General features: G+C 67.3%; 14 protein-coding genes. 7 read left to right on the forward strand and 7 right to left on the reverse strand.

Annotated elements, in window-relative coordinates; all coding sequences use genetic code 11:
- Positions 1 to 5: 5 nt before the first annotated feature.
- Together cydB and IEY07_RS16300 are read right to left on the reverse strand one after the other, a co-directional pair.
- Positions 6 to 1,052 carry a cytochrome d ubiquinol oxidase subunit II gene (gene cydB / locus IEY07_RS16295; RefSeq protein WP_188896444.1) on the reverse strand — a complete coding sequence of 349 codons (1,047 nt, stop codon included), beginning with the start codon at positions 1,050 to 1,052 and terminating at the stop codon, positions 6 to 8.
- A gap of 18 nt (positions 1,053 to 1,070) precedes the next feature.
- On the reverse strand, positions 1,071 to 2,564 hold the full coding sequence (locus IEY07_RS16300; protein ID WP_188896445.1) for a cytochrome ubiquinol oxidase subunit I: 1,494 nt from the start codon (positions 2,562 to 2,564) through the stop codon (positions 1,071 to 1,073).
- Positions 2,565 to 2,754: 190 nt separating this feature from the next.
- Between IEY07_RS16300 and IEY07_RS16305 the strand changes: the two genes are divergently transcribed.
- Both IEY07_RS16305 and IEY07_RS16310 read left to right on the forward strand, forming a co-directional pair.
- On the forward strand, positions 2,755 to 3,141 hold the full coding sequence (locus IEY07_RS16305; protein WP_308422951.1) for a BlaI/MecI/CopY family transcriptional regulator: 387 nt from the start codon (positions 2,755 to 2,757) through the stop codon (positions 3,139 to 3,141).
- A 21-nt stretch (positions 3,142 to 3,162) separates the two neighbouring features.
- The gene (locus IEY07_RS16310) at positions 3,163 to 4,077 is read left to right on the forward strand and encodes a M56 family metallopeptidase (protein WP_188896446.1); all 915 of its coding nucleotides are present in this window, start codon (positions 3,163 to 3,165) and stop codon (positions 4,075 to 4,077) included.
- A 45-nt stretch (positions 4,078 to 4,122) separates the two neighbouring features.
- On the opposite strand, the gene IEY07_RS24250 is transcribed toward IEY07_RS16310, so the two are convergent.
- A complete protein-coding gene (locus tag IEY07_RS24250; protein ID WP_308422953.1) occupies positions 4,123 to 4,350 on the reverse strand; it encodes a cysteine hydrolase family protein in 228 nt (75 codons plus the stop codon).
- On the reverse strand, positions 4,317 to 4,550 hold the full coding sequence (locus IEY07_RS24255) for a cysteine hydrolase family protein (RefSeq protein WP_229670181.1): 234 nt from the start codon (positions 4,548 to 4,550) through the stop codon (positions 4,317 to 4,319). Before IEY07_RS24255 ends, IEY07_RS24250 begins: the two co-directional genes overlap by 34 nt.
- Before the next feature lie 129 nt (positions 4,551 to 4,679).
- Here IEY07_RS24255 and IEY07_RS16320 point away from each other — a divergent pair, with 129 nt between their 5' ends.
- Both IEY07_RS16320 and IEY07_RS16325 read left to right on the forward strand, forming a co-directional pair.
- Positions 4,680 to 5,696 (forward strand): NAD(P)-dependent oxidoreductase, encoded by a 1,017-nt coding sequence (locus IEY07_RS16320; RefSeq protein WP_188896447.1) that lies wholly within the window; start codon positions 4,680 to 4,682, stop codon positions 5,694 to 5,696.
- Positions 5,697 to 5,720: 24 nt separating this feature from the next.
- A complete protein-coding gene (locus IEY07_RS16325) occupies positions 5,721 to 6,878 on the forward strand; it encodes a cation:proton antiporter (RefSeq protein ID WP_188896448.1) in 1,158 nt (385 codons plus the stop codon).
- A gap of 138 nt (positions 6,879 to 7,016) precedes the next feature.
- On the opposite strand, the gene IEY07_RS16330 is transcribed toward IEY07_RS16325, so the two are convergent.
- Together IEY07_RS16330 and IEY07_RS16335 are read right to left on the reverse strand one after the other, a co-directional pair.
- Complete coding sequence (locus IEY07_RS16330) at positions 7,017 to 7,799, reverse strand: MgtC/SapB family protein (RefSeq protein ID WP_229670182.1); 783 nt, start codon at positions 7,797 to 7,799, stop codon at positions 7,017 to 7,019.
- 10 nt (positions 7,800 to 7,809) lie between these two features.
- Positions 7,810 to 9,765, reverse strand: coding sequence for an elongation factor G (locus tag IEY07_RS16335; RefSeq protein ID WP_188896450.1), 1,956 nt, complete (start codon positions 9,763 to 9,765; stop codon positions 7,810 to 7,812).
- A gap of 227 nt (positions 9,766 to 9,992) precedes the next feature.
- On the opposite strand from IEY07_RS16335, the gene IEY07_RS16340 reads away from it, so the two are divergent.
- Complete coding sequence (locus tag IEY07_RS16340; RefSeq protein WP_188896512.1) at positions 9,993 to 10,205, forward strand: CsbD family protein; 213 nt, start codon at positions 9,993 to 9,995, stop codon at positions 10,203 to 10,205.
- A 63-nt stretch (positions 10,206 to 10,268) separates the two neighbouring features.
- Here the strand turns inward: IEY07_RS16340 and IEY07_RS16345 are convergent, their stop codons facing one another.
- Entirely contained in the window at positions 10,269 to 11,882 is a 1,614-nt protein-coding gene (locus IEY07_RS16345; RefSeq protein ID WP_188896451.1) for a molybdopterin-dependent oxidoreductase, read from the reverse strand.
- Positions 11,883 to 11,989: 107 nt separating this feature from the next.
- Here IEY07_RS16345 and IEY07_RS16350 point away from each other — a divergent pair, with 107 nt between their 5' ends.
- Positions 11,990 to 12,547, forward strand: a complete 558-nt coding sequence (locus IEY07_RS16350) for an alpha-ketoglutarate-dependent dioxygenase AlkB family protein (protein WP_188896452.1) — start codon at positions 11,990 to 11,992, stop codon at positions 12,545 to 12,547.
- Between the two features lie 44 nt (positions 12,548 to 12,591).
- A complete protein-coding gene (locus tag IEY07_RS16355) occupies positions 12,592 to 14,865 on the forward strand; it encodes a glycoside hydrolase family 3 C-terminal domain-containing protein (RefSeq protein WP_229670183.1) in 2,274 nt (757 codons plus the stop codon).
- Positions 14,866 to 14,909 lie beyond the last annotated feature (44 nt).

The following is a 14,909-nucleotide window of genomic DNA, read 5'->3' on the forward strand; positions in this document are numbered from 1 at the left end:
ATCGGCTACTTCGCCGGCGCGGCGGTGACGGGCCGGGCGGCCGCTGCATCCACGTCGAGCGGAGGCAGCGTGATCCGCTTGCGGAAGATCCAGTAGCTCCAGGCCTGGTAGGCGAGGATGATCGGCACCAGGATCACCGCCGACCAGGTCATGATCGTCAGGGTGTAGTGGCTGGCCGATGAGTTGTGGATCGTCAGGCTGTAGGCGGGATTGGTGGTGCTGGGGAAGAGCCGCGGATACAGCGAGCTGAACAGCGTCACCACGGCCGCGGTCACCGTGACCGCCGTCCCGATGAATGACCAGCCGTCCCGGTTGAGCAGATGCATCCCGAGGCCGAACACCAACGCCAACGCGGTGATCACCGAGAAGATCAGCACCAGGGCGTTGTTGTTGATCCCGTCCAGCAGATTCAGCCAGACCAGGAAGACGATCGCCAGCACGGCGGTGATCGCCCCGGCGATGGTCGCCACCCGCTTGGCCCGTAGCCGCAGGTCGTCGGTCGTCTTCAGTGCCAGGAAGACCGCGCCGTGGGTGATGAACAGGGACAGCGTGACCAGGCCGGCCAGCAGGGCGAACGGATTCAGCAGCGTCAGCAACGATCCGGTGAATTCGTGATCGGCATCGATCGGCAGCCCGCGGACGATGTTGCCGAACGCGACTCCCCACAACAGCGCGGGTAGGAACGACCCGACGATGATGCACAGGTCCCAGTTCCGCCGCCAGGCCGGTGTGTCGTGATGCTCCCGGTACTCGAAGGCGACGTTGCGGATGATCAATCCGAAGAGGATGGCCAGCAACGGGAGATAGAAGGTGCTGAAGGTGGTCGCGTACCACCCGGGAAAGGCAGCGAACATCGCACCGCCGGCGGTGATCACCCAGACCTCGTTGCCGTCCCAGATCGGGGTGATCGTGGACAGGATCGCATGGCGTTCGCGTTCCTTCCGGCCGATCAGCGCCAAGCAGAGCCCGACACCGAAGTCGAAACCCTCAAGGGTCAGATAGCCGCACCAGAGCACGATCTGGAGCAGGAACCAGAGTGTAGGCAAAGACATGATCGTTTCTGCTCGCTCTCAGAACGCGTACGACAACGGTTTGTCGCCGGTGTCGGGCTCGGGTTCGGCGTTCAGGTCGGGGAGGCCGTCCTTAACGGTGTGGATGAACAGGCGCAGGCCGACCACGGCCATCACCCCGTACACCAGGGTGAAGACGGACAAGGAGATCCAGACCTCGGCCGGGGTGAGGTTGGTCGACACTCCGGACGCTGTCGGCAAGAGGCCGAACACAAGCCAGGGTTGTCGGCCCATCTCGGTGAAGATCCAGCCGAACGAGTTGCCGAACAGGGGCAGGAACGGCAGCAGGATCGGCGCGAATCTCCAGACGACTCCCCAGAATCCCCGGGTCGACGGATCCCGCCCCTTCCTGGTCAGCCACAGGATCAGCGCGCCACCGACGAAGGCCACGATGCCCAGGCCCATCATGATCCGGAAGGACCAATAGGTGACCGGGATGATCGGCGCATAGTCACCGGGCCCGAACTGTTGGTTGTACTTGGCTTGCAGATTGTTGATCCCCAGCACCTCGTCGTGGAAGTTGCCGTGGGCCAGGAAGCTCAGCAGTCCAGGGATCCGGATCGACCAGACCTCGGACTTGCCGTCCAGCGAGCCGATCGTGAAGATCGAGAACGCGGCCGGTTGTTCGGTGTAGTAGAGCGCCTCGGCGGCCGCCATCTTCATCGGCTGGACCGAGGTCATCACCTTGCCCTGGGTGTCGCCGGAGATGAACGTCCCAGCGCCGGAGATCAGCAACGCGACCGCGCCGACACGCAGCGCCGTACGGAAGGTCGAGCGGTCCTCACTGACGGCGCTATCGCGGACGTAGTCGCTCGCGGGATCGCTGGCCGACACCAGAGCAGCCTCGGCGGCCCGGTCGGCGCGGGCGATCCGGACCAGGTGCCAGGCCGCGACCGCGATCACGATCGCCGCTCCGACCATGTAGCAGGCGAAGATCTGGTGCGGCATCGTAGCCAGCAGCACCGGATTGGTCAGCACCGCACCGAAGTTGGTCAACTCAGCACGGTTGAGTTGGTGGTTGATCGTGTAGCCGACCGGATGCTGCATCCAGGAGTTGGCCGCCAGGATCCACCAGGCGCTCAGCACGGTGGCGACCGCGACGATCCAGATGCAGGCCAGGTGCACCTTCCTGGGAAGTTTGTCCCAGCCGAAGATCCACAGTCCGAGGAAGGTCGACTCCAGGAAGAAGGCGAGCAGGCCCTCCAGCGCCAGCGGGGCGCCGAAGATGTCGCCGACGAAGCGGGAGAACTGGCTCCAGTTCATGCCGAACTGGAATTCCTGGACGATGCCGGTGACGACGCCGACAGCGAAGTTGATCAAGAAGAGCTTGCCGTAGAGGCGGGTGAGCCGCAGGTAGCGGTCCTTGCCGGTCCGGACCCACGCGGTCTGGAACCCTGCGACCAGGCCGGACAGTCCGATGCTGGTCGGCACGAAGAAGAAGTGATAAACGGTGGTGATCCCGAACTGGAATCGGGACAACAGCTCGGTGTCCATATTCGCGACGCTAACGACTTCTGTTGACGGTGTACATGGGCCGAGACGCTATTGACGTTGAGCTGGATCCGGATGGGCCAAAAGTCAGGGGTCCGGTGGGACGTGTGGACATATCCCGTAAACTACTACGCGACGTAGTACGACTCAAGGTAGTACGCGTTTCGGTAGTACGACTGGCTAGAATGGTGCCGTGGTGAATTCTCTGGGCGATCTCGAGCGCCGGGTGATGGAGGAGCTGTGGTCGTCCGCGGCGCCCCGCTCCGTGCGCGAGGTCCACGCCGCCCTGATCCGGGACCGGGATCTGGCGTACACGACGGTGATGACGGTTCTGGACCGACTGGCCAAGAAGGGCTTGGTGGTCCGCGAGAGCGCAGGTCGCGCCTACCTCTACGCGGCCGTGCACACCCGCGAGGAGATGGTCGCCGAGGTGATGCACGACGCGCTCGACGGCAGCGAGCAGGACCGTACGGCGGCGCTGGTCGCTTTCGTCGGCCGGGTCACGCCCGAGGAGGCCGCGACGATGCGAGAGGCCTTGGCCCGGCTCGAGGCCAAGAACCCGACGCCCTCGCCGAACTGACGGCGACCGGGTTTTGACACCGTGATCGGCGTAGCACTCGGGATCCTGGCAGTGATCCTGGTCGGCCCGGGCTCGATCTGGGTCGGCCGCTGGTCGTTCCTGCACCGTGCGCCCCGCCCGGCGGTCGCCCTGTGGCAGGCAGGTTCCGTCGCGGCCCTGCTATCGGTGGTCGGCTCGGGCCTCGCGCTCAGCCTCGGACTCTTCCACAATCCCGATCCATCGGTCGCCGAGGTGATCGTCTACTCGATCATCCTGATCTTCACTCTTGTGGTGGTCGGCCGGCTGATCTGGTCGCTGCTGATCGTCGTTCGCAAGACCGGCTCCCGGCGGAGCCGCCACCGCCGGGCTGTTGACCTGCTCGACCAGGTGAGCCGGCGGGCCGAGCTGGCTGGCCCGCCCGGACTGCGGGTGATGAGCGAACCGGTCCCGGTCGCGTACTGCCTGCCGGCCCTGCGGAAGTCCCGGGTGGTGCTCAGCGACGGTGCCCTGCGCGCGTTGGCCCCCGACGAGGTCGCTGCCGTGCTCGCCCACGAAGAGGCCCATCTGCGGGCCCGGCACGACCTGGTGCTGGACACCTTCACCGCCCTTCATCGGGCCTTCCCCATCGCAGTCCGCAGCGAGGTCCCGCTCAACGAGGCCCGGCTGCTGGTCGAGATGCTGGCCGACGACGCCGCCCGGCGGCGGACCGGGGCGGTGCCGCTGGCCAGGGCACTGGTCGCGCTCGCCGCGGCCCCGGTGCCGCGGTTTGCGATGGGCGTCAGCTACGGCACCGTCGTACGCGTCTCCCGGCTCGCCGATGACGTACGCCCTCATCGGCTCCTCAGCGCCGGCATCTACCTGCTGGCACTCGGCCTGGTCGCCCTGCCGGTGCTCCTGCTGGGCGCCCAGCAGATCCTGAACTGGCTCGGCAGTTCGGTCAACCTCGGCTGGTACTGACGGCTTGGGCAGCCCACGTGCGGTAGCCCACCGGAGCAGCCGGTCTCACCTGAGCGTTGTGATCAACTCCGCGGTCGTCCCGATGTGGGCGCGCATATTGCGCTGCATCATCGTCAGCGCGGCCTCGCTCAGGTCTTCGTGGATGTGGGCGACGGCATCACGTGGCACCGCGACGTCGAAATGGCGTACGTAGGCGTCCAGGGCGGAGTAGAGGATGCATTGCTCGGTCACCTGGCCGGTCAGGACGATCCGATCGATGGCGTGGCTGCGCAGGAAATAGTCGAGCTGGGTGGCGTAGAACGCCGAGTGCCGTGGTTGTCGTTGACTAGACGACGGGGACTGCCCTGCTCGCCGGCCGCGTCGAGCATCCGGCGGATGTTCGGCACGGCCTCCAGGGCTGACTCGGCCAGCAGTTCCGCGTCGTCGTGCTCATAGCGGCTGAGCATGTCGACCACCAGAAGTGCGGTTGTCATCCCAAGGATCCTTCGTCGTCGGTCGTGCGGAATCTGGCTTGCCGGGTTGCGTTACCCGGGCGGCGGCCGACGATTCGCCCGGTCGCTGTCACTATGGATCTCGCCGATCCAGAAGAAGGAGCTTTCCCAATGGCTGTGAAGGTCCTGCTCGACCCGAGTTTCCGGCTGACCGAGACGATCTTCGCCGAGGACGACCTGCAACGGATCCACGCGGTCGCCGATGTGGTGTGGGGTCGGGACGAACCGATCGACGAAGATCAACTGGCCGCGGTCGCCCCCGAGCTGGACATCATCGTGACGGGTGCCTGGCGTCATGGACACCCGTCGCGCTTTCCGCGCCTGCGGGCGATCCTCGAGGTCGGCGGCCACCTGCCGCCACAGGAGGATCTGGACTACGACTACTGCTCCTCCCACGGGATCCGGGTGCTGGGGTGCGCGCCGGCGTTCGGCCCCGCGGTCGCCGAGCTCGGCCTGGGCCTGGCACTGGCGAGCGCCCGGCAGATCGGCTGGACCGACCGGGCCTTCCGGACCGGTGAGCCGAATTGGAGCCACACCTCGTTCGCCACCGAGATCGGCGACACCTTCACCCTCTACGGCAAGCAGGTCGGGCTGATCGGATTCGGCGGGCTGGCGCAATCGCTGCGGCCGCTGCTGGCACCGTTCGGCTGCCGCATCGGCGTCTACGACCCCTGGATCACCGACACCTTCCTGCGCCGGCAGGGAGTCGAACCGCTCGATCTCGACACGCTGTTGGCGACCTCCCGGGTGATCTTCGTGCTGGCTACGCCGAGCTCGTCCAACCGGGCGTTGATCACGGCCGAGAAGCTCGACCTGATCGGCTCCGATGCGGTCCTCGTGCTGCTCAGTCGTGCGCACGTGATCGACTTCGACGCCCTGACCGATCGACTGCTGGCCGGCCGATTCCGGGCGGCGATCGATGTCTATCCGGAAGAGCCGATCGGCCAGGATCATCCGATCCGGCGGGCGGAGCACGCGGTGTTGTCGTCCCATCGCGCCGGTGCCAACACCGAGGCGCTGCGGAGCGTCGGCCGGCTGGTCGCCGATGACCTGGAGGCACTCTGTACCGGCCGCGTCCCGCGGATGATGCAGGTCGCCCAGCCCGAATTCGTACGGCTCCGCGGCTGAGTTCGGCGCGATCGGTCTCCGACGATGAGTCTGCAGATCCTGGCCCTGATCACGGCGGTCGCGCTGTTCGGCCCGCTCCTGGCGTGGTCGGACTCGCTGCGCATCCCTGTCGTGGTCGGTGAGTTGGCGGTCGGCGTCCTGATCGGCGACACCGGTACCCGCTGGGTCGACCCGGGCGGCGCGACCCTCACCTTCCTGGCCGACGTCGGCTTCGCGCTGGTGATGTTCGTCGCCGGCTCGCACGTTCCGGTCCGTGATCGGCGGTTGCTGTCCGGGGCGCGGTCGGCGTTGCTCCGGCTGACGGTCGTGATCGCCGCCGCGATCGTGCTCGGCCTGCTGGTCTCGTACGCCTTCGGGACCGGCCACGGTGCGCTGTATGCGGTCCTGTTCGCCTCCTCCTCGGCCGCCGTGATCCTGCCGATCGTCGCATCGCTGCAGCTGTCCGGTCCGGGGATGTTGATGACCCTCCCCCAGGTCGCCATCGCCGACGCCGCGTGCATCGTCGCATTACCGCTGGTGCTCGATCGGGCCCACGTCGGGCGCGCCGGGTTGGGTGTGGTGGTGGTCGTCGCAGCAAGCGCAGTGATCTTCGCCGTGCTCTGGCAGGGCGAGCGGCGCGGTTGGCGCAAGGCCATGCATCGCAAGTCGGAACGGCGCGGATTCGCCCTCGAACTACGGATCAGTCTGCTGGCACTGTTGCTGCTCGCGGCACTGGCGACCGAGACCAGGGTGTCGATCATGTTGGCCGGCTTCTGTCTCGGCCTCGCCGTCGCGGCCATCGGCGAACCGCGTCGACTGGCCCGGCAGCTTTTCGGGTTGACCGAAGGCCTCTTCAGTCCGATCTTCTTCGTCTGGCTCGGCGCCTCGCTGGATCTGCGCGAGCTGGCGGCGCATCCGTCGATGATCATCCTCGGCGTCGTGCTCGGCTTCGGTGCAGTCCTGGCCCATGCAGCGGCGGCGCTGATCGGTCAGCCGATCCCGTACGCCGTGCTCGCCGCGGCCCAGCTCGGCGTCCCGGTCGCTGCCGCGACGCTGGGAACCCAGCTCCGGGTGTTGTTGCCCGGCGAGGCCGCCGCCCTGCTGCTCGGGGCATTGCTGACCATCGCGACATCGACGGTTGCCGGTCGGTTCGCCACCCGCGGGCCGGGCTCTGCGCGGGTCTCACCGAACCTCAAACCTTGACCTCCGGCACTCCCGCTCCACCAGGAACCGATGCGCGCATGCGCACCCTCAAAGTGTGAGGTTCGGGCGAGGAGCGGCGTGGAATCCGGCAGCACCATCGATATGTCCCGGCGGAAAGCCGACCGGTGGCGTACGGGGCTAGATCGTTTCGTCGTCTCGGTCACCGGTGGTGGTGACGCCGAGCACCCCCGAGAGGTCCGACACCGCCGTGATCAGGGAACCGAGGTCGCCCTTGCCGCTGAGTTGGACGCGCAACAGCACCGACGGGTGGGCCTCCGCGCCCCGGTCCTCACCGTCGGCATGGCGCCGGCGTTCCTGGCCCGACCGCCTTCGGCGCGTGGTGGTGACGCCGGCGACGAGGAAGCCGGAGTCGGTGACGACGCTCAGGATGTCGCGGAGGATGCCGCGGCCGTCCAGATATTGCACCTGGATGGCGGGCAGGGCACTGCCGAAGCGGCGACTCAACACCGCAGCTGCCGGCCGGAGTCCCAGCACGGTCAGGAAGTAGACGGCCGTGCTGACGGCAGCGAGGATCGGCAGCCCGGCCCCTGCCGCGGCGCCGACAGCGGCCGTCAGCCAGATGCTGGCGGCGGTCGTCAGGCCCCGGACCGAGTCACGTTTGACGAAGATGATGCCGCCGCCGATGAATCCGAGACCGGACACGATCTGGGCCGCCACGCGGGACGGGTCCAGGACGACCTGACCGGGCATCAGCACGTCGGTGAAGCCGTACTTGCTGACCAGCATGAACAGCGCCGAGCCGAAGCCGACGACGGTGTAGGTCCGGATGCCGGCCGCCTTCTGTTTGAGCTCTCGTTCGAATCCGATCAAGGCGGACAGGATCCACGCTATTCCCAGCTCAGCGATCTGCAGCCACCCTTGACCGATCGGTTCGCCCCACCACGCCTCAAGAGTCGTCACTTCGACAACTCTACGGCGCATAGTGATCGAGCTGGGATTCGAAGAGCCCCTCACCGTGGGTCGCGCTGGAGAGGGCGCGACGGAGATGATCAAGCTCCGCGGACGGGATCGTGCCGGTCACGACTGCAAGATCAGCCTCGAGCCGGGGTGTGTCGGGCACCGCGCGGTGTCGGCCGAGCAGTCCGAGTGCACCGGCCAGCGTCGTCGTCGATGTCTCGAGCCGGAAGCGGTCGATCGGCTTGCAGACGACGGTGCCGGCCCTGCGGATCGCCTCGGACACAACGATTCCGAGTGTGTGCCGGACATCGGCCGGTGTAGGCCCCGGAGGGTTGTAATCGCTCTCGGTGATCGTGATCCGGATGTCAACCACCTGCCATCCGTGTGGGCCCGCTGCCAGCGGATCGTGCAGATAGTCCGACAGTGCGGCCCGGAAGCCGTCGATCGTCGAGTAGACATGCAACGGAATGCTCAGCCGTGGGACGGCGATGACCAGATCGACTCCGGCCCCCGGTGTGTTGGGCTCGATCTTGGCCCCGAGTGTCGAGCCGAAGAAATGCTCCGGGTCACCGATCCGCCGGACGGCAGCTCCGGGCCCGACAGGCCGCTCGACACAGATGATCTTGGTCGACCGGAAGGTCACGTCGATGTCATGGTCGAGCGCCAGGGTGTCGGCGATCACCTGGTGCTGGACCTCGCCGTAGATGGTGATCCGCAGATCGCCGGGATCGGCAGCAGGCCGCAGTCTGATCAGCGGGTCGTAGTCGGCGATCTCGGTGAGCGCCTGGTGGAGTGCGACCTGCTGCCGTGGGTCGCGGGCGGCAATTGTCGTCTCCAACGCCGGAGGAGGGAAGTGCAGCCCTTCCCCGGCAGTCGTCGATCCGGGTTCGCTGCCCAGGTGGTCACCAAGCCGGGCCCGCACGCCGTGCAGCCGTACGACTTGCCCGGCAACGGCGTGGTCCCGGGGTACGAAACCGGCCGGTTCGCAGACCTCGATGGCGGTGATCTTCCCGGCCTCGGTACCGGCGGCGAAGATCTGATCGCGGACGCTGACCGTTCCCTCCCGGATGCGTACGAAACAGACTCGGTCGCCGGCACCGGACCGTTCGATCTTGAACACCTGGGCCCGCAGCGGCCGGTCGCGGTCCGCCCACGGTGGCGGCAGCAGCGCCGTGACCGTCCTGATCAGCCGATCGACGCCGGCGCCGGTGATCGCCGATCCCATGATCAGCGGCTGGACCAGTCCACCCCGGGCCAGACCGCCCAAGGTCTTCCAGAGACCGGTTTCGGAGATCGTGGCCCCTTGGTCGATCCAGGCCTGCAGGACCGCCTCGTCCTGGTCGGCCAGCTGTACGGTCAGCGCCTCGGCCGCAGCATCGTCGGTCAGGTCGTACGGAATCACGGTCGCGGCAGCGGAACCGGCATCGCGAACCGACTCCAGGGCGATCGCGGTCGGAGTGAGCCGCCGGGTGATCGCGGAGATCACCCGATCCGGGTCGGCGCCGGAACGATCGATCTTGTTGATGAAGAAGACGATCGGGATACCCAGCCGGCGCAGCGCCCGGTACAGCACGATGGTCTGCGCCTGGACGCCCTCGACCGCCGACAGCACCAGGATCGCGCCGTCGAGCACCGCCAGCGAGCGGTCGACTTCGGCGATGAAGTCCGGGTGGCCGGGGGTGTCGATCAGGTTGATCGTCACATCACCGACGGCGAAGCTCGCGACAGCGGTCCGGATCGTGATGCCGCGGCGCCGCTCCAGGTCGAGCGTGTCCGTGCGGGTGGTTCCGGCGTCGACGCTGCCGAGTTGCCGGACCGCCCCGCCGGCCAGCAGCAGCGCCTCGGTCAGGCTGGTCTTGCCCGCGTCGACGTGGGCCAGGACGCCGAGGTTGAGCCAACGGCGCCGATCGGTGCCCGGCTGGGCGTCAGGGTGTGGGGGACGCCCCGGTGAAGGTGTGCGGTGTTGCATCTGTCCTCGTGTTCGCCAGTGTCATGGTCAGATACACGAGGGCCCGCATCGCCGGCTCCCTTCACTCGGTCACGCTCGTGCCGGCACCGCGCCGACCCGATGAGTACAGCCTGCGATGCAGATCCTGTCAACTGGGTAAGCGATGGGGGAGCGCAGAGTGCGCAGCGTCCACGACTCGGGGCGCAGTTGTTCACCAGAGCTGGTGTTGCAGAGAGGGTGTGAGTCAGATGGTCGGCGATCGCGATGACAACAAGGCCGAGAACAAGGGCGAGGAATTGCGCGGCAAGGTCAAGGAAGGCATCGGCAAGGCCACGGGCGACGAGCGTCTGGAGCGTCAGGGCCAGACCGATCAGGCGTCGGGCAAGGCCAAGCAGGCCGGCGAGGATCTCAAGGATGCGGCCGGCAAGCTGAAGGACCGGGTGTCCGGCGACGACAAGTGACCGACAACCGATCGATGAGTGACCGACAACTCAACCGATGACTGACCCGACGCGCTGACCCAGTCAGCCCACGGTGACGTCCTTGCTGTCCCAGCCGGTGGCGCCGTTCGGTGCCGGCGGCGCCTGCTGGGACGTCTGGACGCGGCCGTCGGCGTCTGTTGCCCGGACGGTCAGTGTGTGATGTCCGGGCTCGGCGTCCCAGATCCAGACCCACTGCCGCCAGGTATCGGGCCCCGTGGTCTCGGCGAGCTTGGCGGTCTGCCATGGTTTGTCGTCCACCCGGACCTCGACCCTGCTGATGCCCGTGTGCTGGGCCCACGCGACCCCCGCAACCGGGACCTTGCCGGGTTTCACCTGTCCGGTGGGAGTGTCGATCCGCGAGGCGAGCTTGATCGGGCCGCGCGCTGACCAGCCGAGCGGCGTCCAGTAGCCCTGGTCGCCGGCATAGGTGGTCACCTTGAGCGAGTGGATCCACTTGGTGGCCGAGACATAGCCGTACAGGCCGGGCACCACCATCCTGGCCGGGAAGCCATGCTCGGCCGGGAGCGGTTGGCCGTTCATCCCGACGGCGATGATCGCCTCCCGGTGGGGATCGGTGAGGGCGTCCAACGGCGTACCGGCGGTGAAACCGTCCACGCTGGCCGACAGCACCATGTCCGCGTCGGCGCGTGGCACCGCACGTTTGAGCAGTTCGCGGACCGGATACCCCAGCCAGCGGGCGTTGCCCGCCAGACCGCCGCCAACCTCGTTGGACACGCAGGTCAGCGTCACGTAGTGCTCAGTCAGCGGCAGTGCCAGCAGTTCCTTCCAGGAGATCGTGACCTCGTGCTCGACCAGTCCGGTGATCGTCAGCGACCAGGTGTCGGGATCGACGATCGGGACCTGGAAGGCGGTGTCGATCCGGTAGAAGACGCCGTTGCCGGTCACGTACGGCGTCAGCCCGTCGAGCTTGAGATCCGCCCCGGCCGGCACCGGCGGCGCCGGAGTTGCCGGTTTCGGCAACGTCACCAGCGATCGGGCCTTCAGCGCCATCGACTTGCCGCCCGCAGCCGCCCGGGTCGCCGTCCCGACCACGATCGAGGCGGCCCCGATCGCCACACTGGTGATCATGAAATTCCGCCGGGCCTCTCGGACCTGCGCCCTCGGACGGGGAGCGCGCAGGAAGACCGAGGGTTCGGCCCAGTAGCGCAGCCTGCCGATCAGCAGCCGCAGCAGCGGATAGCAGACCCCGACGGTGCCGATGATCGCCGGCGGGAACGCATCGAAACCTGCGTCCTGCCGGGTGGCTATCGCGACCACCGCCAGCACGCACAGGACGGCCGGCCCGATCGCCCCGGCCCAGCGGCGGCCGTACTCCAGCCGCCCGGACAGTCCGGTGATCGCCAGCGCCAGCAATGCCACGATGATCAACAGCACCGGCTTGTCGGCGAACCGCAGGGTGTCCTTGCCGAAGTTGATCAGTCCGCTGGGAAACAGCCCGAGCAGGAATTCGCTGACCGCGCTGACCGGGTCGCCCAGCGGTGTCAGCAGCCACGCGATCACCTGCGTCGATGCCAGTCCCGCGAGGCCGGCGACGACGCCGGCCAGCCAGGCCCAGCCGGCGTGCCTGTTGCTCGCGCTGTGGTCCCCGTCCGTGGGACTGGTGACGCCACTCCCGCGGGAGGCCGTGAGTGCCATTTCTTCATGGTCCTCCCGAGCCCGAGCGGATCCAACAGCGGGACCCATCCGTATGCGATCTGTAATCACCCGATCCACACGCAGCAGCCGCCCAGTAGGGTTGTCCGGTGACCAGACTTCCGGAGTGTTTCCGCTATTTTCCGGCCTGGGTCGACGCACCGGATCAGCTGTTCGCCGAACTGGTGGACGGTCTGGACTGGGAACAGAAGGACATCACCATCGCCGGCCGGACCACCCCGACACCTCGGTTGACCTGCTGGATGGGCGATGCCGCCTACACCTACTCGGGGGTCCGCAACGAGCCCAGACCGTTGCCGCCGGTTCTGGCCCGGCTGCAGGACCGGATCTCGGCCGAGTCCGGGGCGGCGTACAACTCCTGTCTGGCCAATCTCTACCGTGACGGCTCGGACTCCATCGGCTATCACAGCGACAACGAGCGCGAGCTGGGCGATCGGCCGACGATCGCTTCGGTCAGCCTGGGTAGCCGGCGGACATTCCACGTCAAGCAGGCGGCCTCGGGCCAGCGGTGGGCATTCGAGCTGGGCGAGGGCGATCTGTTGATCATGGCCGGCGATTCGCAATCGGGCTATCGGCACAGCGTGCCCAAGACCGTACGCCCTGTGGGGCCGCGGCTGAATCTCACCTTCCGGCAGTTCTTCGCCTGATCAGTGGCAGGATGCCGACTGCAACCGATCAAGGAGGATCACCCGTGGCAGACAATGAGGCGGCAAACAATGAGGCAGTCATTGCCGAGTTGACCTTGGACGAGAAGGCCGCGCTCTCGATCGGCGGGGACATCTGGCACACCGCCGGCATCGACCGTCTGGGCATCGAGCCGATCATGGTCTCCGACGGCCCGCACGGCTTGCGGGCCCAGTTCGACACCGGTGACCATGTCGGGATCGGTGACAGCGTGCCGGCCACGTGCTTCCCGACGGCCTCGGCATTGGCCTCGTCCTGGAATCCTGATCTTGCCCGCCGGGTCGGTGAGGCGATCGGTCGGGAAGCGCTGCGGTGGCAGGTCTCCGTGGTCCTCGGACCGGGCGTGAACATGAAGCGTTCGCCGCTGTGCGGTCGCAACTTCGAATACCTGTCGGAGGATCCCCTGCTGGCCGGGGTGCTGGCCGCCGCGCTGGTGCAGGGGATCCAGGGCCAGGGTGTCGGCACCTCGCTGAAGCACTTCGCGGCGAACAACCAGGAGACCGACCGGATGCGGGTCAGCGCCGAGATCGACCAGCGCACCCTGCGGGAGATCTACCTTCCGGCCTTCGAACGCGTTGTCAAAGAAGCTGCACCGTGGACGGTGATGTGCTCCTACAACAAGATCAACGGGACGTACGCCTCCGAGCACCGCTGGCTGCTCACCGATCTGCTCCGCGGCGAGTGGGGATTCGAGGGGTTGGTCGTGTCGGACTGGGGTGCGGTCCATGATCGTCCGGTCTCGCTGACCGCAGGGCTGGATCTGGAGATGCCGCCTGTGAAGGGCCGCAGTGATGTCGCCGTTGTGGAGGCCGTACGCTCCGGGGCGCTGGCGGAGGCTGACCTCGACCGCACCGTGGGCCGCCTGCTCGATCTGGTGGCGAAGTCCCGGTCGGCGCGTGCGGCCGAGCATGGTTTCGACGAGGCCGAACACCACAGCCTGGCCCGGCAGGCGGCCGCGGAATCAGCGGTGCTGCTGAAGAATGACGGCGATCTGTTGCCGATCGGCCCCGGCGTCCGGCGGATCCTGGTGATCGGCGAATTCGCCCGCACCCCGCGATTCCAGGGCGCCGGATCCTCACAGGTCAACCCGACCAGGACCGACGTGCCGCTCACCGAGCTGACTGCTCTGGTCGGCGACCAGGTGAGCGTCGACTTCGCACCCGGCTTCAGCCTCGACGATGCGACCGCCGACGAGGGGCTGCGCAACGAGGCCGTGGCCGCCGCCGAAGCGGCCGACGTGATCATCGCCTTCCTCGGCCTGCCGGCTGCTTCGGAATCCGAGGGTTTCGACCGGACCGACATCGAGCTGCCCGGCAATCAACGCGCACTGCTGCAGGACCTGGGTGATCATCGGGACAAGATCGCCGTCGTGCTGGCTAACGGGTCGGCCGTCGCAACTTCGACCTGGCAGCAGAATGCGGCGGCGATTCTGGAGTGCTGGTTGTCGGGACAGGCCGCCGGTGGTGCGGCCGCGGACCTTCTGGTCGGCGCGGTCAATCCGTCCGGGAAGCTGGCTGAGACCATTCCGGTCCGGCTGCAGGACAACAGCTCCTATCTGAATTTCCCCGGCGGGGACGGCATCGTCCGCTACGGCGAGGGCGTCTTCATCGGCTACCGCGGCTACGACGCCTCGGGGCTGGAGGTGAGTTTTCCCTTCGGTCACGGGCTTTCCTACACGTCGTTCGAGATCTCCGAGCCGTCGGTGACGGTTGCCGGCAGCGTCGCCGGCGGTGATCTTGCGGTGACGGTGACGGCCTCGGTGACCAACACCGGTGACCGTGCCGGTGCCGAGGTCGTCCAGGTCTACGTCGGCGATCCGGCGTCGATCGTGCCGCGGCCGGTCCGCGAGCTCAAAGGCTTCACCAAGATCGAATTGCAGCCCGGCCAGACCGAAGAGGTCACTGTCACGCTCGACGAGCGTGCCTTCGCCTTCTGGTCGGAGCGGCTCGATCGCTGGGCGGTCGAGGCCGGTGACTTCATGATCAGCGTCGGGGCGTCGTCGCGCGATCTTGCCGGCAGCACGGCGATCACCCTCGATGCGCCGTCGGTGACCGGCCCGATCACCCGGGACTCGACGATGTCGGAGTTGCTGGCCGACCCGGCCGCTGCGGTTCTGCTGACCGCCGACCCGCGGGTGGCCGGCGCGTTGGCGGCAATGGATGAGCCGATGCGGGCGATGTTCGGCGACATGCCGGCCTCGACGGTCGCAGGCTTCGGCTTCCTCGGCTTCGACACCACAGCACTGGATGCAATGATCGACAAGCTGAATCTCCAGAGCTGAACCCCAGAACTGAATCTGCAGAACCGAATCCCGAGAAGGAGTCT

Origin of the sequence: Microlunatus endophyticus, assembly GCF_014646195.1 — a bacterium.
Taxonomy (GTDB): domain Bacteria; phylum Actinomycetota; class Actinomycetes; order Propionibacteriales; family Propionibacteriaceae; genus Microlunatus; species Microlunatus endophyticus.

What these genes read in the sequence shown, in the direction of transcription:
- cydB (WP_188896444.1), bottom strand. Translation starts at nt 1,052, where the DNA reads ATGTCTTTGCCTACACTCTGGTTCCTGCTCCAGATCGTGCTCTGGTGC.
- IEY07_RS16300 (WP_188896445.1), bottom strand. Translation starts at nt 2,564, where the DNA reads ATGGACACCGAGCTGTTGTCCCGATTCCAGTTCGGGATCACCACCGTT.
- IEY07_RS24255 (WP_229670181.1), bottom strand. Translation starts at nt 4,550, where the DNA reads ATGACAACCGCACTTCTGGTGGTCGACATGCTCAGCCGCTATGAGCAC.
- IEY07_RS16320 (WP_188896447.1), top strand. Translation starts at nt 4,680, where the DNA reads ATGGCTGTGAAGGTCCTGCTCGACCCGAGTTTCCGGCTGACCGAGACG.
- IEY07_RS16325 (WP_188896448.1), top strand. Translation starts at nt 5,721, where the DNA reads ATGAGTCTGCAGATCCTGGCCCTGATCACGGCGGTCGCGCTGTTCGGC.
- IEY07_RS16335 (WP_188896450.1), bottom strand. Translation starts at nt 9,765, where the DNA reads ATGCAACACCGCACACCTTCACCGGGGCGTCCCCCACACCCTGACGCC.
- IEY07_RS16340 (WP_188896512.1), top strand. Translation starts at nt 9,993, where the DNA reads ATGGTCGGCGATCGCGATGACAACAAGGCCGAGAACAAGGGCGAGGAA.
- IEY07_RS16345 (WP_188896451.1), bottom strand. Translation starts at nt 11,882, where the DNA reads ATGGCACTCACGGCCTCCCGCGGGAGTGGCGTCACCAGTCCCACGGAC.